At 36.2% G+C, this 20,732-nt stretch carries 20 protein-coding genes; 14 read left to right on the top strand and 6 right to left on the bottom strand.

Annotation, left to right across the window (positions count from 1 at the left end; all coding sequences use genetic code 11):
• Positions 1 to 9 precede the first annotated feature (9 nt).
• The 4 genes from BA768_RS06515 to BA768_RS21425 all read right to left on the bottom strand — a co-directional run bounded on the left by BA768_RS06515 (position 10) and on the right by BA768_RS21425 (position 4,448).
• Positions 10 to 1,068: a hypothetical protein gene (locus BA768_RS06515; protein ID WP_065720156.1), complete on the bottom strand. Its 1,059-nt coding sequence runs from the start codon at positions 1,066 to 1,068 to the stop codon at positions 10 to 12.
• Complete coding sequence (locus tag BA768_RS06510) at positions 1,069 to 2,619, bottom strand: restriction system-associated AAA family ATPase (protein ID WP_065720155.1); 1,551 nt, start codon at positions 2,617 to 2,619, stop codon at positions 1,069 to 1,071.
• The gene (locus BA768_RS21250; RefSeq protein ID WP_065720154.1) at positions 2,619 to 4,148 is read right to left on the bottom strand and encodes a restriction endonuclease subunit S; all 1,530 of its coding nucleotides are present in this window, start codon (positions 4,146 to 4,148) and stop codon (positions 2,619 to 2,621) included. Before BA768_RS21250 ends, BA768_RS06510 begins: the two co-directional genes overlap by 1 nt.
• 84 nt (positions 4,149 to 4,232) lie before the next feature.
• Positions 4,233 to 4,448, bottom strand: a complete 216-nt coding sequence (locus tag BA768_RS21425; protein ID WP_228388328.1) for a helix-turn-helix domain-containing protein — start codon at positions 4,446 to 4,448, stop codon at positions 4,233 to 4,235.
• A gap of 257 nt (positions 4,449 to 4,705) precedes the next feature.
• Between BA768_RS21425 and BA768_RS06495 the strand changes: the two genes are divergently transcribed.
• The 13 genes from BA768_RS06495 (at position 4,706) to BA768_RS06435 (ending at position 14,916) form a co-directional block, all read left to right on the top strand.
• Positions 4,706 to 5,011 carry a DUF4134 domain-containing protein gene (locus BA768_RS06495; protein ID WP_065720153.1) on the top strand — a complete coding sequence of 102 codons (306 nt, stop codon included), beginning with the start codon at positions 4,706 to 4,708 and terminating at the stop codon, positions 5,009 to 5,011.
• Positions 5,012 to 5,022: 11 nt separating this feature from the next.
• Complete coding sequence (locus BA768_RS06490) at positions 5,023 to 5,352, top strand: DUF4133 domain-containing protein (RefSeq protein ID WP_065720152.1); 330 nt, start codon at positions 5,023 to 5,025, stop codon at positions 5,350 to 5,352.
• The gene (locus tag BA768_RS06485; protein ID WP_065720151.1) at positions 5,349 to 7,853 is read left to right on the top strand and encodes a TraG family conjugative transposon ATPase; all 2,505 of its coding nucleotides are present in this window, start codon (positions 5,349 to 5,351) and stop codon (positions 7,851 to 7,853) included. The genes BA768_RS06490 and BA768_RS06485 overlap by 4 nt, the downstream gene beginning before the upstream one ends.
• A 27-nt stretch (positions 7,854 to 7,880) precedes the next feature.
• On the top strand, positions 7,881 to 8,513 hold the full coding sequence (locus BA768_RS06480; protein WP_065720150.1) for a DUF4141 domain-containing protein: 633 nt from the start codon (positions 7,881 to 7,883) through the stop codon (positions 8,511 to 8,513).
• Positions 8,514 to 8,516: 3 nt separating this feature from the next.
• On the top strand, positions 8,517 to 9,512 hold the full coding sequence (traJ, locus tag BA768_RS06475) for a conjugative transposon protein TraJ (protein WP_065720149.1): 996 nt from the start codon (positions 8,517 to 8,519) through the stop codon (positions 9,510 to 9,512).
• A 20-nt stretch (positions 9,513 to 9,532) separates the two neighbouring features.
• Positions 9,533 to 10,156 (top strand): conjugative transposon protein TraK, encoded by a 624-nt coding sequence (traK, locus tag BA768_RS06470; RefSeq protein ID WP_065720148.1) that lies wholly within the window; start codon positions 9,533 to 9,535, stop codon positions 10,154 to 10,156.
• Positions 10,157 to 10,166: 10 nt separating this feature from the next.
• Positions 10,167 to 10,454, top strand: a complete 288-nt coding sequence (locus BA768_RS06465; RefSeq protein ID WP_065720147.1) for a nitrogen regulatory IIA protein — start codon at positions 10,167 to 10,169, stop codon at positions 10,452 to 10,454.
• Positions 10,441 to 11,793 carry a conjugative transposon protein TraM gene (gene traM, locus BA768_RS06460; protein WP_065720146.1) on the top strand — a complete coding sequence of 451 codons (1,353 nt, stop codon included), beginning with the start codon at positions 10,441 to 10,443 and terminating at the stop codon, positions 11,791 to 11,793. Before BA768_RS06465 ends, traM begins: the two co-directional genes overlap by 14 nt.
• 23 nt (positions 11,794 to 11,816) lie before the next feature.
• Positions 11,817 to 12,719 (top strand): conjugative transposon protein TraN, encoded by a 903-nt coding sequence (gene traN / locus BA768_RS06455; protein WP_065720168.1) that lies wholly within the window; start codon positions 11,817 to 11,819, stop codon positions 12,717 to 12,719.
• 21 nt (positions 12,720 to 12,740) lie between these two features.
• On the top strand, positions 12,741 to 13,301 hold the full coding sequence (locus BA768_RS06450; protein WP_065720145.1) for a conjugal transfer protein TraO: 561 nt from the start codon (positions 12,741 to 12,743) through the stop codon (positions 13,299 to 13,301).
• 11 nt (positions 13,302 to 13,312) lie between these two features.
• Complete coding sequence (locus BA768_RS06445) at positions 13,313 to 13,762, top strand: DUF3872 domain-containing protein (RefSeq protein WP_065720144.1); 450 nt, start codon at positions 13,313 to 13,315, stop codon at positions 13,760 to 13,762.
• A 133-nt stretch (positions 13,763 to 13,895) separates the two neighbouring features.
• Positions 13,896 to 14,162 carry a molybdenum ABC transporter permease gene (locus BA768_RS06440; RefSeq protein WP_065720143.1) on the top strand — a complete coding sequence of 89 codons (267 nt, stop codon included), beginning with the start codon at positions 13,896 to 13,898 and terminating at the stop codon, positions 14,160 to 14,162.
• Positions 14,163 to 14,523: 361 nt separating this feature from the next.
• Complete coding sequence (locus BA768_RS06435; RefSeq protein ID WP_065720142.1) at positions 14,524 to 14,916, top strand: response regulator transcription factor; 393 nt, start codon at positions 14,524 to 14,526, stop codon at positions 14,914 to 14,916.
• A gap of 83 nt (positions 14,917 to 14,999) precedes the next feature.
• On the opposite strand, the gene BA768_RS06430 is transcribed toward BA768_RS06435, so the two are convergent.
• Positions 15,000 to 18,329 (bottom strand): ATP-binding protein, encoded by a 3,330-nt coding sequence (locus BA768_RS06430; protein ID WP_065720141.1) that lies wholly within the window; start codon positions 18,327 to 18,329, stop codon positions 15,000 to 15,002.
• Positions 18,330 to 18,764: 435 nt separating this feature from the next.
• Here BA768_RS06430 and BA768_RS06425 point away from each other — a divergent pair, with 435 nt between their 5' ends.
• Positions 18,765 to 19,805 carry an IS110 family transposase gene (locus BA768_RS06425; RefSeq protein WP_065720140.1) on the top strand — a complete coding sequence of 347 codons (1,041 nt, stop codon included), beginning with the start codon at positions 18,765 to 18,767 and terminating at the stop codon, positions 19,803 to 19,805.
• A gap of 129 nt (positions 19,806 to 19,934) precedes the next feature.
• Here BA768_RS06425 and BA768_RS06420 read toward each other — a convergent pair whose 3' ends face one another.
• Entirely contained in the window at positions 19,935 to 20,729 is a 795-nt protein-coding gene (locus tag BA768_RS06420) for a cation transporter (protein WP_045752356.1), read from the bottom strand.
• Between the last annotated feature and the right edge of the window lie 3 nt (positions 20,730 to 20,732).

Here is a 20,732-nt window from a genome sequence, read left to right as displayed (position 1 = left end):
ATTAATAAATTATGCTGCTACTTTTTGATTGAAGCGAACAATTAATGATTGATAAAATATATCTATCCCACAAATTGATAAAAATTCAAATAAAGGGGCTTTTATAAAATTAGTATTTAAAAACTTTTTTCCTCGTAAATCAATAGACCACCTACTAAGCTGATCTATAACTTCTTGTTCAGTATTTATATTAATCCCAGAATAAATCAAGCCATCTACAAATTCTTCAAGCCATTCTTCAAAATTTGCTTCGAGATAATCTTCTTTATATCTCTTCTTTATTCCAAAAACACTTGCCCAATTGGTAGTTATAGAGTTTTGGGGTAAAAAACTAATATCCCAGCTTCCTGCAGGAGTATTTGGATTGGTTTGAGGTATGATACAGTTATCAAAATTTATAGTCACAGCACATGTATTTGAATAAGGATATACAAATGTTCTTCTAGTCATGTCATTATTGTGTAGAACATCGTTTTCTCCCTTATTTTTACTGTTACAGGTATGACACATAGGAGCAAGGTTCTTCATGTGAATGGCTACGATTGGATAATGTTTTTTGGCAGCTAGATGATCATAATCCTCTTGGAAGGATTTATGCATTTTTTCTACTCCGCAAAAGGGGCATACCTTATGTGGCATATTGTCATAAATAGCAGTATAATGGTTTTTAATTCCAAAACTTTTAAGAGTGACTTTAAATAGGTGATTGACAAGAATATTAAATGATCTATTACCTAAAATCTCAATTATTCTATCTGACATAGTATCTGACACTGTAATTGTATCATCCTTAAAAAATTTTTCTATATCTTGAGATTTAGTTACCATAGAATTAAATTCATTTTTTGCTTGTTCATCAAGAACTTTAAAAGAGGAAAAAAATGAAATCAATTTTTTTTTCAATACAGGTGAGTTGTTTATTATCTCAATAAAGTCTTGCCCACAATATGTTGTCAACCGAAATCTTGAGTTTGGTTGGGATGTTTGAATATTTGAAAGAAAATCAACAAAAAAATCATTCAATTTCTCCAAATTATGATTTTGAGGATATTGATAAGTGAACAGCATCTAACTATTTTTTTTTAACATTTCTAGACGTCTATATATTGTCATAAGTTTTGATGATTCTCCTATTTGCTCCATACCTTTTTCAATATCTGGTATACTATCACTTTTTAATAAGTCATCAATAAAATCACTTCCTTCTTTAGATATAGTTTCATCCATAGAAAATACCATTTTTAAAATGTTTGTAAAAGAGGAACCGAACGTCTCAACTATAGGCGGTTTTATATTTATAGCATTTTTAGATATTCTTTCAAATATGTAAACATTATCCCTTTGAACATCTGAAACAATGAAGGGAGAGTGTGAAGTTATATATAAATCTTGATTTCGCTCTTTAGTTATTTCTTTCAAATTGCTAATGAATAAACGTCTCCAAATAGGATTGAAATGAGTTTCTGGCTCATCTAGTAAAAAAATTGAATTATCATCGTTAGTCATTAGCAATGTGCCGAAAATATTTATAAATTGATGTTCTCCATCGCTCAAACTTAAATAGTCGACTATTTCACCATTTGTTAACTTAAGCTTAAGTTCAGAATAATTAAGGACTTTGTCTTTATCTGGAACTTCTGGCATTTTTTTTACAAGACGCCTACTTTTTCTGTCTTTTTCTATATTTTCACGAGTTCTTTTATCAATTATAAGATTGTTTAATAATTCAAATTTGTAAAGAACAGTGTAAAAATTAAACGCCGTTTTAAAATAATGTTTTAAAGCATCTTTAGTAGCCTTATTTACGAAAAAATCTAAAGTGTATTTTTCATGATTTTTATCATAACTAACATGAGTTGCACATCTAATTAATTCTTCTTTCCACTGTTTTAACTCAGGAGTTAAGACAACTCCAGTTTCACCTGAAACCGACTTTGCTTTAGGTGAGGCAGTTTGCTGGGTTTGAATAATTATTTGAAAACTTCTAATTGAATCTATTTTTAATTCACTCTTAAGTTGTTTTAAACCATCAAATTCTTCAAATATTAGATTACTGATAGCAATCCCTAAATTAGTGTTATAGTCCATGAAATAAAGTCTTGGATTATAATCGGGTACATTAAGTGCTTTAAATGCTCTATCTGCTGTATAAGAAGCGTATTCATCATAATAGCTCAAAAAGGGTGTACTTAATGTTTCATTTTCACCTGATGTATATCCTATAATCTTTTTAGGTAAATATATTTCTCTTTCAATATTGTCAATTTCAATGAGATTACCTTCATTATCTCTAATATCTACTATTAAATCACTGGATTTATAAGTAGGTTGGGAAACACAAACATAAATTCTTTTTTTATCTAATATTAAATAATAATCAATTTCAAATACGAAATCAGGATTTTCTTTTTTCGCTTTATTAATAGTTCTTAACTCCCTATCAAGATACAAAAATATTTCAGCAATCGTTTCCAGAAATTGAGATTTACCTGAACCATTTGTACCTACAAAACAATTTGCACTAATGAATTCATTTTCTGATTCTGTAAAAAATAATTCTACCCCCTGCATCAAAGGTCTATGTTTTATCTCTCCTATTTTTACACGAGTTATTTTCATTATTTTAATTTATAAAGTATTTCTTTAATATCATTACAAAAAAAAGAATTAACATCTTTACTATCAAGAAGTTTAAATAATTCTTGCTTAAGATTTTTCTCAGATAATTTTATTCTGTTTTTGATATCAATCATTGAGAATGTTTCATCAGAAAATTCGTCTTTAAGTAACTCAAGTAGAGTTTTTTTTATTTGAGGTACTTTTACAGTCTTTCTCTTTAGGAATTCGATTGAATTCAGATAATTTTCTTTTTCACTTTTAACTTTAATTAAAAGATCATTAGCTGAATCAATATTATCAAATTCAATCAATTCACCTCTGAAGGCTTTATGAAGGATTATATGTCTATACGTTTCAATTCGTTTTAAACATGAAAGTGCTGAGGCTAACAAATCATCTGCAAGAGAATAATTCTGATCCAATTCTGAAACTAATGACTTCTGTGTTTTAATATCAGGATAAGATATTTTTATAGATTTTAATTCATCTACCCTAATTCCTTTGACCGTTGTGCCTTTGGATAATTTAACAATTTCATTTTCTAGATATAGAAATAGATAGTATGTAAATTTATTATCAATTTTATTACTTGATAGCGGCCTAACTATTTTTAAGTCCTGATTTATTGCTACTTCAGACTTTGCTATGGCAATTTTTCCTGGATTGATTCGAGATATAAGAATCACATCATCAACTAAAGCTAAATTAGTAGAACTATCCTTTAAACCTTTTTCTGTTATTCTATCCAATGTCGTACTCAAATATGGTTCTTGAATATCTTTCACAGATGCCCAAAATATATTACCATTCCAGTAAGAAGGATCTTTTTTACTAGGAGTACCACCACCTATAAAATTGTAAATATCTCCTAATTCACCATCCTTCCAATTACCTTTAAATTTGTTTTTCAGATTACCATAAAAAGCGCTTTTGAGAAGAGATTGCTTGTAAATTGCTAAATGTCGGACAACTTTTAACAAAAGGTCCTCACTATTATCTAATGCACTATTTAGCTCCTCAATGCGTGAAACAATTTTGTATTGTTCTATTATGGGAGCAATAGGGATATTTATACTCCCAAATTTAGAACCAGATAATTCAAGGAAAGTAGTCCCACTTGCAAGATTTTCAGCAATATGCTTTATTGACTTTAGATAATAATAGATATAGTCGCTGTAGAGAGAATCTGTTATTACCAAGTTTTTAAATCCTTGATTAGTACATAAATCGTTTTTAGCAATAGCAACATATCCAATTGGGGCTCTCGAAGAAAAAATAATGCTTCCTTTAGGTATCAACCTAGCTGATGAAGCTGTAAGCCCCTCAATGGTTATATTTCTTGATCCATTAGAAATATATTTTTCTTTATAATTTGATAAATCTGAAGGTGTTATCCATGATATTTCCCCTCCCCAAAATTCTGGTTCTTCTGTGGATGGTGTACCTCCACTAACGATAATACCTAGTTCACTAAGTGTTGTCCACTCCCATTTTTCGGGTAATTTATGTAGATTTTTATTTGTTGTCATTCTATTTTTTCAATAAATGTCTTAGGAAACTACTTATTAATATTTTTCAGATTAAAAGAGTTGATTGATGATTATTTAAGATAATTAAATCTCCAAATCAATTCTAAGTCTTCCATCAAATCCCTTTTCTACAATCTCTTTAAGGGTTTGAAGTTTGATATTATTACCATAATCAGTTTCGATCTTAGAAATATAACTCCTTTTTTTACCCACTTTTTGAGCTAATTGTTCTTGTGTTAGTTGCCTTTGTTCCCTAGCTTCCTTTAACATTTCCCCAATATGTCTGCCGGTTATTTTCATCTTGAATTGATCTAAGATAGATTTTATTATGAATGCACAAATGTAATTTAAAAGTTGCACTGAGCCAACTGTAAATATAATAAAAAGTGTGTCTATTTATTAGTTCTTCCTCTTTGAATTTTCAAAAAAATATAGCCACTCACAGCCAAATCATTCCTTTGACTTCCACTTTACAGCAATGTTTTTTTTCCGTAAGACATTTGTCCCGAAAGCCCGCAAGGTGTGGGATAACAAAAACAAATTAATGTGTTTCAATTATGGAAAAACAGAGAAAAAAAGTTTTGCTGGCAACCCTAGCGATGTTGTCAGGAATTGGTGCATTTGCACAGGGAAACGGTTCGGCGGGTATCAACGAGGCTACCCAAATGGTAACAAGTTATTTTGACCCCGCAACCCAGTTAATCTACGCTATCGGTGCGGTGGTTGGGCTTATCGGAGGTGTTAAAGTATACAACAAGTTCAGTAGTGGAGATCCTGACACAAGCAAGACGGCAGCTTCGTGGTTCGGTGCTTGTATCTTCTTAATTGTAGCGGCTACCATTCTGCGTTCATTCTTCCTTTAATCCTTTGCCTTATGAATTACAATATCAACAAAGGCATCGGAAGAACAGTGGAATTTAAAGGACTGAAAGCACAGTACCTATTCATCTTCGCAGGTGGATTGCTCGGCACGCTCATCTTCGTTATGATTATGTATATGACAGGTGTAAATTCTTACATCTGTCTGTTCCTCGGAACCGGAGGTGCTTCACTTATCATCTGGGAGACTTTTTCACTGAACAGAAAATATGGCGAACACGGGTTGATGAAGATAGCAGCCAGGAAAAGGCATCCCCGCTACATCATCTGCCGCAAGCCTGTACACCGCTATTTAAAATTCACGCCTAAACAGAATACCGTATGAGAAATGTAGCAAAGACCACAACACTGGAAAATAAGTTTCCATTGTTGGCAGTAGAGAACAACTGCATTCTTTCCAAAGATGCTGACATTACCGCCTGCTTTGCGGTGCGTTTGCCGGAACTGTTCACGGTAGCTTCTGCGGAATATGAAGCCATCCACTCTGCCTGGCACAAGGCTATTAAAACCTTGCCCGATTTTACGGTCATTCACAAACAGGATTGGTACATCAAAGAAAGTTACGCTCCCAATTTGGCAATAGAAGACCAGAGCTTTTTGGCAAAGTCCTACCAGCGCCATTTCAATGAACGTCCTTTTCTGAACCACTATTGCTACCTGTTCTTAACGAAGACCTCCAAAGAGCGTATGCGGATGCAAAGCAACTTCAGTTCGCTTTGCAAAGGTTCGCTCATACCAAAGGAAATCAGGAACAAGGAAACAATACACCGCTTTATGGAAGCGGTAACGCAGTTTGAGCGTATCGTAAATGATAGTGGTTTCATAACTCTACAACGTTTGACCGAAGATGAAATCATCGGAACCGAAGACACGCAGGGTTTACTGGAGCAATACCTCACACTGTCAAGGGAAGCCGGGACACCAATGCAGGACATTGGATTGGGAACAGAAGAAGTACGCATCGGTAACAAAAGGTTGAGCCTGCACACCCTTTCAGACACGGACGACCTGCCCGGAACGGTATCGGCAGATACCCGTTTTGAAAAGCTCTCTACCGACCGTAGCGACTGTCGTTTGTCGTTCGCTGCGCCAGTTGGTTTGTTGTTAAGCTGTAACCACATCTACAATCAGTACATATTCCTGGATAACAGCGAAGACAACTTGCAAAAGTTTGAAAAGTCTGCAAGGAATATGCACTCGCTGGCTCGTTACAGTCGTGCCAACCAAATCAACAAGGAGTGGATAGAAAAATACCTGAACGAAGCGCATTCGTTCGGACTGTCATCTATCCGTGCGCACTTCAACATTATGGCGTGGTCGGAAGACCCTGCGGAACTGAAGCAGCTAAAGAATGATTGCGGTAGTGCATTGGCACTGATGGAGTGCAAACCACGCCACAACACTACGGACGTTGCCACTTTGTATTGGGCGGGAATGCCGGGCAATGCGGGAGATTTTCCGAGTGAGGAAAGTTTTTACACTTTTATCGAGCCTGCCCTCTGCTTCTTTACCGAAGAAACCAACTACCACAATTCGCCCTCGCCGTTCGGTATCAAGATGGCTGACCGCCTGACCGGAAAGCCTATCCATTTGGACATATCGGATTTGCCGATGAAGCGTGGTATCATCACGAACCGGAACAAGTTCATCCTTGGTCCGTCAGGTTCGGGTAAATCGTTCTTCACAAACCATATGGTAAGGCAGTATTATGAGCAGGGCGCACATGTACTGCTTGTAGATACAGGTAACTCGTATCAGGGCTTATGCGAACTCATCAAAGGAAAGACCAAAGGCGAAGACGGTGTTTACTTCACTTATACCGAAGATAACCCGATTGCCTTTAATCCATTTTACACCGATGATGGTGTCTTCGACATTGAAAAGCGTGAGAGTATCAAGACTTTGATACTCACGCTTTGGAAACGTGACGATGAACCGCCTACAAGGTCAGAGGAAGTTGCTCTTTCCAATGCGGTTTCAGGTTATATCGACCGTATAAAAAACGAGAGCATTTTCCCATCGTTCAATGGCTTTTACGAATATGTAAAAGGAGATTACCGTAAGGTACTCGAAGAAAAACAGGTTCGTGAAAAAGACTTTGATATTGCCAATTTCCTCAACGTTTTGGAGCCGTATTACAAAGGTGGCGAGTATGATTATCTGCTGAACTCGGACAAGCAGTTAGACCTGTTGTCCAAACGCTTTATCGTGTTTGAAATTGATGCGATTAAAGACCACAAAATCCTCTTTCCGATAGTTACCATCATCATTATGGAGGTATTCATCAACAAGATGCGAAGACTGAAAGGTATTCGCAAACTAATACTGATTGAGGAGGCTTGGAAAGCAATCGCTAAGGAAGGAATGGCGGAATACATAAAGTACCTCTTTAAAACGGTTAGAAAGTTTTTCGGGGAAGCCATCGTAGTAACACAGGAGGTCGATGATATTATCCAATCTCCGATTGTGAAAGAGAGTATCATCAATAATTCCGATTGTAAAATCCTGCTCGACCAGCGTAAGTATATGAACAAGTTTGATGATATACAAGCAATGCTGGGGCTTACGGATAAAGAAAAAGCACAAGTACTTTCCATCAATATGAATAACGATGCCAGTCGCTTGTACAAGGAAGTTTGGATTGGATTGGGCGGAACACACTCGGCAGTGTACGCAACGGAAGTAAGCCTTGAGGAATATTTGGCTTACACGACAGAAGAAACCGAAAAAATGGAAGTGATGCAGCTCGCTTCCGAATTGGACGGTAATGTGGAACTCGCCATTAAGCATATCGCTATGCAAAGGCGTGACAACTTAAATCAATAGTAATTAACAATCAAAAATTTCAAGACAATGAAAAAAATATTTTTAATGATGCTTACGGCAATAATGTTTGCCGTAGCACCGTCCGCAAAAGCCCAATGGGTTGTAACTGACCCAGCAAATCTGGCTTCAGGTATTCTCAACTCTGCGAACGAAATCGTACAGACCTCATCCACTGTAAGCAATGTAGTAAAGAACTTCAAAGAGGTTGAAAAAGTGTACAAACAAGGCAAGGAATACTACGATAAACTGCAAGCTATCAATAACCTTGTGAAAGATGCTCGTAAGGTACAGCAAACAGTTTTATTAGTAGGCGATGTATCAGAAATGTATGTGACCAATTTCGGTAAGATGATGAACGATCCAAATTTCAAACCAAATGAATTAGTAGCTATTGGTAACGGGTATTCGGCACTACTGAATGAAAGTACTGAACTGTTAAAGGAATTGAAGCAGATCATCAGTGCATCAAGTCTTTCACTGAATGACAAGGAGCGTATGGATATTATTGACCGTGTGTACAAAGAAGTAAAAGAATACCACAGCCTTGTACGCTATTACACCAATAAGAACATATCGGTAAGCTACCTGAGAGCAAAGAAGAAAAACGATGCTAAAAGAGTGCTAGATCTGTACGGAACTTCTAACCAAAAATACTGGTAAATTATGGAATGGGATAATCTTCACGAACTTCTGCGTTCGCTTTACGATGATATGATGCCTCTTGCAGGCGATATGGCTGCGGTTGCGAAAGGTTTGGCAGGATTGGGAGCTTTGTTCTATGTAGCATTAAAGGTTTGGCAGGCTTTAAGCCGTGCCGAACCTATTGATGTGTTCCCCTTACTTCGCCCATTTGCATTAGGACTTTGCATTATGTTTTTCCCAACTATCGTGTTGGGAACCATTAATGCGGTATTAAGTCCTGTTGTAACCGGAACCCATCAAATACTCGAAGACCAGGTACTGGATCTGAACAAGCTACAACAGCAGAAAGACCAATTGGAATATGAAGCAATGGTTAGAAATCCCGAAACAGCCTATATGGTATCGGACGATGAGTTTGATAAAAAGCTGGAGGAACTGGGCTGGTCGCCATCGGATATTGGAACAATGGCCGGAATGTATATGGACAGGCAAGCCTACAAGATAGAAAAAGCCATCAAAGATTGGTTTCGTAACCTACTTGAAATACTATTCCAAGCTGCGGCTTTAGTCATTGATACTATCCGAACGTTCTTCCTGATTGTTTTAAGCATTCTCGGTCCAATTGCTTTTGCCATCTCCGTGTGGGACGGTTTTCAGTCAACACTCACACAATGGATTACCAGATATGTCAGTGTATATCTCTGGCTACCTGTTTCGGATCTGTTCAGTTCTATGTTGGCAAGAATACAATCTCTCATATTGGAAAGGGATATTGCTATGCTAGCAGACCCAACTTATATACCCGATACCAGCAATACGGTATACATCATTTTTATGATTATCGGCATTATCGGATACTTCACTATACCAACAGTAACAGGTTGGGTAATCCAAGCCGGAGGTGCTGGAAACTTTACCCGAAACGTAAACCAAGCGGCTATGAAAACTGGAAATATAGCAGGTGCTGGAGCAGGTTCGGCAGCAGGGAATATCGGTGGTAAACTAATGGGAAAATAAAATAATTAAATCAGTTAAAAATGGAATTTAAAACTTTAAGAAATATAGAAAACAGTTTTAGGCAGATACGTTTGTATGCCATAGTATTTGCAGTTCTCTGTATTGGTGTTGTAGGATATGCCGTATGGAAATCGTACAGTTTTGCTAATGAGCAACGCCAAAAAATCTACGTGCTGGATAACGGCAAATCCTTAATGCTTGCCTTGTCGCAAGATGCCAATATTAACCGACCTGTTGAAGCTCGGGAACACGTAAGGCGTTTTCATGAGCTGTTCTTTACGCTGGCTCCCGATAAGAATGCTATCGAGAGCAATATGAGCAGGGCTTTCAATCTTGCCGATAAATCAGCCTTTGATTACTACAAAGACCTTTCGGAAAAAGGTTATTACAGCCGTATCATTTCTGGTAATGTACAGCAACGTATAGAGGTAGATAGTGTGGTGTGCAGCTTTGACAATTATCCCTATGCGGTGCGTACCTACGCAAAGCAGTTCATCATCAGGTCAAGTAATGTAACACGTCGTAACCTGGTTACTTCCTGCTATCTAGTAAACTCCGTTCGTTCCGACAACAATCCCCAAGGGTTCAACATCGAAAAATTTGCGGTGATAGAGAACAAGGATATAGAGGTCATCGAACGCTAAAACAGGATATATGAAAAAATTCAGGGAAAATATGGACAGGTTTTTTGATAAGCTAGACGACCGTTGGAGGGCTTTACCATTGAGGAAGCAGCACCTATACACGTTGTACTTCTTTATTGGTTATCTGCTGCTGACCGTGGGAGTTGTTGCCAAAGTATGGTATGACACAAGCAAGTCAAAAAATGATATGCAGATAGAGCATATTGAAAACCCTGTCCTTAAAAAGAACGAAAGTCCTGCAAGGTTGCAAGACACATTATCAACAATTTTAAAAAATCAGATTTATGAAAGAAAATGAGAACAAAAAGTCGGTTGTTCGGGTGACGGAGGGGAATCCGAAAGAAACCGCTGATGTACTGCAAAACGGTACGGAGAATAAAATGGAAAAACTCAAGAAGCCTTTGATTTTTGGTTTGATGGGTATTGTTTTCTTGGGATGCATGTATTTAATTTTCAAACCGTCGGAAGACAAAAAGGAAATCGAAAACATCGGGCTGAACGATGCCGTTCCACAAGCTACCGGAGCAGGAATGCCTAGCGATAAAGGCAAGGCGTATGAACTTGAAATGCTGGAACGCAAAGAACAAGAGAAACGTAATGCTTTGGCAACGCTTTCAGATTATTGGAACACCGATGAAAAGAAAGAACCTGCCAGTGAATTTACCGAAGAAGATGAAAGCCCTGGTTACGGAGGTGGTAATAGAAGCTCCGGACGTTATGGAGGTAATTCGGGATTTAATAGTTACCGCAATATGCAAAGTACATTAGGTAATTTTTACCAAGATGACAATTCGGAAACAATGGAACTTCGCAAGCAATTGGACGAGTTGAAAGAACAACTAGCCGATAGAGATCTGCCAAAGCCTACAACCGTAGATGACCAGATTGCATTGATGGAAAAATCCTATCAGATGGCGGCAAAATATCTGCCGACCAGTACGAATACCAGCACCGCAGAACAACCTGTACCTGCAACAAATAGTACCACTTCAGTGGCTTCGGGTGCGAATAAAAAAGAGCATTTTGTATCATTTACTGCGGCAAGGAAAAATACCGTATCTGCTTTATATCGGGAGCCCACAGATAGTGAGTTTTTGGAAAATTGGAGCGAAACCCGAAACAGAGGATTTTATACCGCAGGTACTACTGAACAAGTAGTACACCCCAAAAACAGTATCAAAGCCTGTGTACACGACGCACAGACAGTGGTTGGCGAAACAGGTGTTCGGTTACGATTATTAGAACCTGCAAAAACAACAAGCCGTACTATACCGCAGGGAACGATTGTAACGGCTAATGCCAAGTTTCAGGGTGGACGTTTACAGCTTAAAATTACCTCGGTTGAATTGGAGGGCAATATCATTCCGGTTGATATAACCATCTATGATCTGGACGGACAGCAAGGACTGTATGTTCCTTATTCTCCTGAAATGAATGCTCTTACCGAAATGGCGGGTAATATGAGCCAACAATCAGGAACAAGCCTGATGCTTACCCAGAATGCAGGACAACAGGTGGCTGCCGATTTAAGCCGTGGCGTGGTGCAGGGAATTTCGGGCTATTTCGCCAAGAAAGTACGTACTCCAAAAGTTTCGCTAAAAGCAGGACATCAGGTCTTTCTTGTATCAAAACAATAATGTTAAACTCAAATATTAAAAAAATGAAAAATATTTTTAAAACCTTTTGGGTAGTTGCCCTGACCATTGGCTCTGCCGTAACCTCCTTTGCACAGGATAGTGTACCTGTAAAAACACCCCTTGAATTGGGTAGAATTGAGCCATATCGTATGGAAGTAACCTACGATAAAACCTCGCACCTGATTTTCCCGACTGCCATTCGTTATGTGGATTTGGGAAGCGAATACCTGATTGCCGGAAAAGCAGAAGACGCAGAAAACGTTTTGCGTGTAAAAGCATCGGTTAGGAATTTTGAAGCCGAAACCAACTTTTCCGTCATTACCAATGATGGTCGTTTTTACTCTTTCAATGTGTATTACAGTTCTTATCCCGAAGCGTTGAGTTATGATCTGCTGACTATGCAAAAAGCAGTAGATAAAGCCAACGGTAACGATGTACTGTTTGAAGAATTAGGAAACAATTCTCCGTCTTTGGCAGGTTTGTTATTGGAAACCATTTACAAGAAAGACAAGCGTATTGTAAAGCATATCGGGGCAAAGAGCTTCGGTATTCAGTTTATTCTGAAAGGTATCTATATACACAATGGCAAATACTATTTCCATACGGAAATACGAAACAAAAGTAACGTACCGTTTAACATTGATTTTATCAATTTCAAAGTAGTAGATAAAAAGGTAGCCAAACGTACCGTAGTACAAGAACGACCAATGATACCGCTTCGTACTTACAAGCCATTGGAGGACGGCATAAACGGGCAATCTTCCGAGCAAAATGTTTTTCTGTTAGACCAGTTTACCATTGCGGATGACAAGGTACTGCTGATCGAAATATTTGAGAAAAACGGAGGACGACACCAAACACTTCAGGTAGAAAATTCGGACTTAATCAAAGCCCGTGTAATCAATGATATGCACCTGAAATTTTAATAACCTTTTAAAGTAATTACAATGAAAAAATATATCTACACCGTGATGTTGCTCTTTATGGCCATCACGGTAACACAGGCACAAAGAATGTTACCCAAACAAAAAGGTTTGGAGATAAGTACAGGTATTTTATCTGATGATAAAATCGGTAACGATTATTACATCAGTCTGGGTATGACCGTGAACGGTAAAAACGGAAATTATCAGATATGGGCTTTGGAATACACACACCAATACCACGATTATAAATCGCTCCAAATACCGCAGGAAACTTATACAGCTGAAGGAGGTTACAGTTTCTTTTTATTAGGTGATGCCCGTAAGAATATCACGCTGAATGCTGGGATAACAGGTGTTGTTGGTTACGAAAACATCAACCGTGGCGAAACGATGCTGTATGATGGTGCAAAAATAATGAATGAGGATAATTTCATTTACGGTGCCGGTGGTCGGCTAACCTTTGAAACGTACCTCTCCGACAAATTTGTTTTGATTCTGCAAGGGCGTACAAAAGTGTTGTGGGGTACAGATTTGCGACAGTTCCGACCGTCCGCAGGTGTGGGATTAAGATTTAACTTTTAAAATGTGAAATTATGATAGCAATATTTAATAAATTCAGAATAGGATTACTGCCTATATATGTAATTATAGCGATCCTGACAGCTTCGGTCACTTTGGTATCTTGTAGCAAAGATGATGAAATCGAAATACAGAATGATTTTCCTTTTGAGGTCAATGTAATGCCAGTGCCTAAAGACGTTGCAAATGGGCAGACGGTAGAAATAAGGATAACAATACAACGAAGTGGTAACTACCAAAATACGCAATACTATCTCCGCTACTTCCAATTTGACGGACTAGGCTCTTTGAGGTATTACGATGAACCGCCTTATCTTCCGAATGATTTGTATCCTTTGGCATCGGAACAATTTCGTTTGTACTATACTTCAACTTCAGCGGTCTCACAATCCTTTGACATTTGGATTTCGGACAGTTTTGGTAACGAAAAGCAGGTGAGTTTTCAGTTTAACAGTAGTAATTAGATTTAGCATCTGTGTTCAGAGAAAACGGCTTATCGGGAGGTAAGCCGTTTTAAATTTACAGCGTATTTATATAGTTCTTACTTTAAGAGGTCGTCAATATTTTTTAAATTTATACTTAGTAAAATTAAATGTTATGGTTGCATCATTAGTAATAGGGATAATATTTTTGGTTGCAGGCTTGGGACTTCGTTACTGGATTAATAGAAGGAAGTTTTACAGGCGCAGCCCTATGGGAGCTGAGTCTTTTTCCTCTTATGAAAGTTCAGTTTTTATTAAATTTATTGAGAGGATAGGTAAATGGCTAGCCTATGCATTAATTATTTTTGGACTGTTGTCGTTGTGGGTTTATTCTCGTGAGAAAAAAGATAAAGAAAAAACAGAGCAATCAAATCAAAAATAATTTCTAATTATATTTTTAGGAGAATCGGATATCTAAAAGGTAATCCGATTTTTTGTTTTTTAAAAGAGATAATGATTGATAAAGGATTACAATTATAGAGAGTATGGTAATCAATTAAAACGACTTTAGTATATTTGCTTAGTAAAATATAGAAAATCTTAAAGTGTTTTTGCTTTAAGTCTTGGTACTGAAAACTGGTAATTTTTAAGACAACAAGACGATAAGGAAGAACGCTCACGCTATAGGCGTGGGCGCTCGCTTATTCGTTGTCGGGTATACCAGTGCCTCAGTATCGGTAAGTTGTAGTTGCCTACGCTTCTTTTTTGTGCAGGCAATCCATTAATTTGATACGAGAATAAATATGGAAACTGGTACATCACAACAAAAAATCACCTTCGCTTTTATCGATGGCAAAAGCCCAATTTTGGATCTGATTTACAACGAACTCATAGCTTCAGGAATTGAAGTGTTGTTTAAGTCGGAAAATATCGAAGATGGATTAAAAAACTTATCTAATTTAAAGGTACTTCCGAAAACTTGCATTATTGACCTTGATTTTTATGACAAGAATATACTGGAACAATTACAGAAATTGAGTTCAGAATATCCTTCGATTAAGCTAATTGCTCACAGTGATATTGATGACGATAAAGTATATAAGGTACTTTTAGATATTGGTTTTTTAAGTTGTTTACTTGTTGGTAGTGATGTCGATGATTTTAAAAGAGCCATTGACAGCATTGACAACGGCTAGGGTGTTTTATTTTACGGATACAAAATGGAGGAACAGAATGCTGCAGATTTTAAAACAAAATCATTATATAATGGCTAAACACATTAATTTATTATCTCTGTAAAAGTAAGTTTAACAAAAGATTCAATAGTAGTCTCATCTGAAATCCAAACTTCGGAGTTAATATTAAACCTTATATTCTGATCCTCTATATTTACCGAAATCCCATCTTTTCCACTATTGAGATTACCTTTTTTTATTTCGACTTCATTATAGTCAGGATAAATGTTGTTTATTCGATATCCAATATTACTTATAACCTTAGCGTTCTGTTTTAAGTATTCAATATCGGGAGCAGTCCCATCAAGAGGTACTACGACTAAAGCATAGTTATCTTTTTCCTCTGTGGCTTTTTTTGCTTGCAAAGGTGTCATGGCCGCATATTCTTTTCCTGTGGCTTTTAGTTCTACTAACCAATTATTGATTTTGAAACCTTCACGTTGTCTATTTTCATTCACAAAGTCAGATGATTCCGCCATAAGTATATAATCACTACCAAAAGGTCTTCGGTCTATATTTACTGGAATACCTTTTGCCCGTAAATCATCTATATATTCTCGGAAAAGTATTTCGATTAATTTACCTATAGACTGGTTTCTGCCAATGAGTTTTCTTTCATTCAACCTTCTTTCATATTCTTTCTTTATTCCAGGATCACTAAAAATCTCTTGAACCAATTCAGGATCCGCATCACTTGTAATCATATTGGTTATGGCCTTATCCCAACTTAATCGAAGTTCATCTGAAGGAAGGGTATTTCGTATTAAATCAGATACTCCGACACCCAATTTGTTTAAAAAGTTTTGCTGCCTAGAACCACGTATAGTTTTTATTAATCCGTCATCAAGTTTTAAGAGTTCGGAGAGATTTTTTGAAGAAGGTGTTTCACTAACGAATTTTGCTTCATTGCCTTCACTTTGAGTCTTTACATTAATCCAGTTTAGGCCTCGGGCTCTGTAAACCCAAAGGCTTTTTCTTAAATAGATAGGTTTCTCTATACCTTCTATTAGAATTTCCTGATTATCATCATCAAAAAAAGCATCTTTATCCACGGCTTCTGTTAGCATAAATTTAAGTCGTTCCAGACTTGACTTCTGTGTAGTGTTACGAGCATATATGTATCCATCAGAGGTAGTTAGGTAAGCAAAATCTGAAAAGGAAACTTCAAACTTGTATTTAAGTTGACCGTCTGAGTCTCTCAATAAATTTAGATCATTTTCATGGATTAAAAGATGTTCTAACAACTTAACTGTTGCATTCTCAGTCTTTATTACTATTGGAGATAAATGTAGATAGCCGTTATTATTTAGATAAGTATAATGCTCTTTTTCTAAAAAATTATTGTATATATCATTAAGACAGTCTTTGTCCCTTACAAGGTTGGCATACAACGGAAACTCGAGCTCAAAGTAAGCTTTTGGTGTCAACAAAAGATGCTCTGTCTTTGGAAAATGTTCATATTCAAAACTTTCATCATTTTTTATTCCTTTCAAGACTTTCAGGTCTTTGATAATATCTTTATGTCCTTTTACGATAAGCCATCTCAGAAATCTTGCATTAGCTTCTTGATTTTTTACATTTGCTAATTCTGTTTCCACTAAATCATTTAATCGTGATTTCAGTTCAGATACTGCATTCTGCACTAAAAACCTTTCCACACCACTAATATTAAATTCAGTGATTTGTCTTGAAAAGAGATGCTCACCAAAATTCAATTCAATTAAATCAGATATTTCAACAAGCTCATCATCTTTTGAAATATCCCAACTCATACCTTCCGCTTTTCTAAAAAGATTCTTTTGATTGAGTGATATCTTGTCTCCCAATGGAAACGATCCTCTAATTTTAATAATTAAAGAATAAAAACTGTTTAACCATACGTGACCATCAATGTTTAATGAATCGTCTAGCTCGGAAAGATCCTTTTTTTCTTCAATTTTTTCAATCAGTTCATTAATTCCCAAAACAAAATCAAGATGATAAATATTCTCTACACCTTTCTTGATAGTTGTAATTTTTTCAGCTATTCTGATCCAATCAGAAAGTTCAGTATGTAATGGAATACGAAAATCTTTAATCTCTGAAAGACGATTCCATAATTCTAAAATGTATTCCTTTTTATCAGAAAATGGTATTTTCAGGTCATTTAAACTGCTATATTTTTCATCTGCGCCATTATAGAGTATTAATTCTTCAGAAGCTAAAATCTCTACAGCACTGTTCTTGACATCTGTGAACCATTCGTGATCCACCCATTTAAGATCCTTTGAGCGATCAAAATCAAACAATTCATAAAGACCTCTTATTTTTTTTCTTTTGAAGATATTAGCAAAGGATAGCATGCTTTCATTTAATACTTTATAAATGATTTCCTTGTTGAAAGAATCACTTCCATCTTCAGCTGTTTTTTTTAAGTATATACCATCTCTTTCAACACGCGGGTCGAAATTTGTTGAATTAATAATGAGTGGTATCCCTATTTCTTCAGTTCCAATTAATGGGAACGTATAGTATAATCTTGGATAATTGAGAGTTAGCGGGAAAATAAATTCTTTTTTTTCCTGTAATTGTGTAATGATACAGGCTTCAAATTTATCTTCTTTTTTAATATATGCCTTTAGACTAGCAGACTGTATACCATCAACGACTGTACTAATTTGCCATTCTGCAATACCTTCCTCCTTATGCGTGTCGAGTAAAACTTTTGAAAAAGTTTTTGTTGTCCCGTTTTCAATTACAGTAACAGATTCTATTTGTTCATTAAATAACTGTGTAATTGGAATGAGTTCATCAAGACATAAAAGACCTATTCTTGCAGTTTCCTTGCCTTTGGAATCTAATTCATAGCTGAATAATGTTTGAAATTCATCTGCGTTGAGATAGCTTTCTTCCTGAATCGAATCGTCAAACTGCTTATTAGATTCTATTTGCAGGTTATAGAAATGATCGTTATCTGTAGCATCACGATTTAATAGAAAACTAAAACAACCCTGATTTTCGGTAAGTTTTCCAGTGATATGAACCTTCTTTGAAAGAAGATAGGTAGTCATAAAACCTGTTCCAAACCTACCAGTCTTACCTTCTTTATTATTTTTGGATGATCCTTGTATTATTAGACTTAGGATATCGTCAAGTTCGAATGGATTTCCTGTATGAGAAAAAGAAATATTATTATCAGTTATCTCGATTTTGACCTTAATATTTTGATTTTCATCAATAGAGTCTTTTGCATTTTGGAGTAATTCCCAGAACCAGCGTTTTTCATACTCTTCTCTTTCTTCTTCTCGTGCTTGAATATCTCTATAGACACTATCCGCATGTCTAATTTCTGCTATTTCTTTACGTCTTTGTTGTACAAATTCTTTTTCAATCATTTTTAATATATGTTAATTTTGATCGGTTATCAAATTTAATAAAATAAAGCCTTGCTTTAACAGATATAAAAACGGTCATCAACCAAGTGGCGTTCTTTTGCTTCTCCTATGTTTGTATAATATAATCTAAGTGAGGAAAAGTGAGATAGATTTTGCTTTAAAGAGCTTAATAGTATTTTCAAGCGAAGAAACTGCCTCTTCTTCTTTTACCTCCTATGTTTGTATAATATAATCTAAGTGAGGAAGAGTGAGAGCAGATTTTGCTTTAAATAGCTTAATAGTATATTCAAGAAAAGAAACTGCCTCCTCTTCTTTTACCTTTTAGAATCTGAACAGAATGTAAGGAATTCACCCATAAACATTGGGTTGTATAGCCAGTATATCCATTCAGGAGAAAAGATGTAGAAAGGTTATCACTTACCTAAACCAGATAAGATGAAGGTATTATTAAAACAGACAGTAGGAATTGATGTCGCACAAAATGAATTAGTTGTATCGCTTGGTCGAATGGATCAACAGATAAGCATAGAAGTTTATGCCTATAAAGTATTTCCCAACACACAAAAAGGATTTTCCAGTCTTGTATCATGGGTAAATAAGCAAACATTAACTAATGTAGAGGTACGGTATGTGATGGAAGCTACCGGAGTTTACCATGAATCCTTAGCTTATTACCTTTGCACTAATCAAAAACAAGTTAGTATCGTTTTACCAAACAAAATCAGTAATTATGTAAGGACACTTGACATAAAAACTATTACCGACAAGAGTGCTTCACAAGCCATTGCAAGATTTGGCTTGGAAAGGCAATTAGAAGTATGGCAACCTCCATTAAAAATATTCAATGATTTGAGACAGCTTTGTCGAGAACGAGAACAACTGGTACAGGAACGGACTATGTTAAAAAATCAGCTACATGCTGAGCGTACTTCTGCAACATCTAGCGAAAAATCAATAAAACGTACCGAGAAAAGAATTGCCATGATTGATAAGCAGGAAAAGGAAATAATGGAGGAAATTGCTGCACTTATCAAAGGAGATGAAGCTATAGCTAAAAAGATGAAAGTAATAACTTCTATACCAGGAATAGGAAATCTGACTGCTGTCACCATTATCGCTGAAACCAACGGATTTGAATTAATAAAAAATAAAAGACAGTTGGTAAGCTATGCTGGATTGGATGTAAGGGAAAAAACATCTGGAACTTCTGTGAAATCTAAACCCCGAATATCCAAGCGGGGTAATCGGAATTTAAGGAAAGTAATGCACTTCCCCGCATTGGCTGCAATCAGAACCGATGAAAACTTCAAATGTATTTTCTTAAGATTGGCTTCAAGGCATGGCATTAAAATGAAAGCAATTGTTGCCATTCAAAGAAAGCTTCTGGAGCTAACGTATATCCTATGGAAATCAAATACGTCTTATTGCCCAAATTATCACAATCAGAGTACTACAACAGAAACAATAACCATGTAATAAAATGAAAAAAGGGTAGCTGTTTTATATGCTACCCAATAATAAATATGCAAAACAAGATGAATTCTCAGTAAGAAATTCATCCGCAGTGTTATGCTTTCTCACGAACAATTCTGTTAACCTTCATTATTATTTTGCAAGTTTTAGAATGCGATACGCACCTTTTGCCACAATTAGGAATACAAGCGCTCCAATAATAAGATCGGGATAACTTGAATTGAGCCAATTAACTAAAAGACCAGCAACAATAACTCCCGAATTGATAATGACATCATTTGATGTGAATATCATCGAAGCCTGCATATGCGCTTCTTTACTTTTGTTCTTTTGTAAGAGATAAAGGCAAAATACGTTTGCAATCAATGCTAAAACTGAAACGACAATCATTGTTTTGAAATCGGGCATAGCTTCAATTCCCATAAAACGTCTGATCACTTCAACGAAACCTACAATAGCAAGTAAGACTTGGAAGTATCCTGCAAATCTGGCGATGTTGTTTTTTAGGGCGATTGTTCCACCAACAGCGATTAATGCCAATGCGTAAACGACACTGTCTGCAAGCATATCCAAGCTATCGGCTATCAATCCCATTGAACCTGAAAAAATACCGAACAACATTTCCAGTCCAAAAAACAGGAAATTGATAATCAACACGATCCAAAGTAATTTCCGTTGCTTGTTGCTTGTATCTGTTTCAACAACAAAATTGCTTTTTTCAGTTGAAACCAATGTCGTATTTAGGTTCAGTGTTCCCAAAGCCAAAAAAATTGGCTCTGGGTTTCCATTGTGATAAACGTCCAATTTTCTATTGGCTATATCAAATTCCAATCCTTTTACCGTATCAAAGTCTTGCAGTTTCATACGGATTAATTGCTCCTCGCTTGGGCAATCCATTTTAGTTATATTGAATATGGTTTTTTCCATTTG

The organism is Chryseobacterium sp. CBo1 (assembly GCF_001693475.1).
In the GTDB taxonomy this organism is placed as follows: domain Bacteria; phylum Bacteroidota; class Bacteroidia; order Flavobacteriales; family Weeksellaceae; genus Chryseobacterium; species Chryseobacterium formosense.
This window is presented reverse-complemented; position numbering and strand designations above follow the sequence as displayed.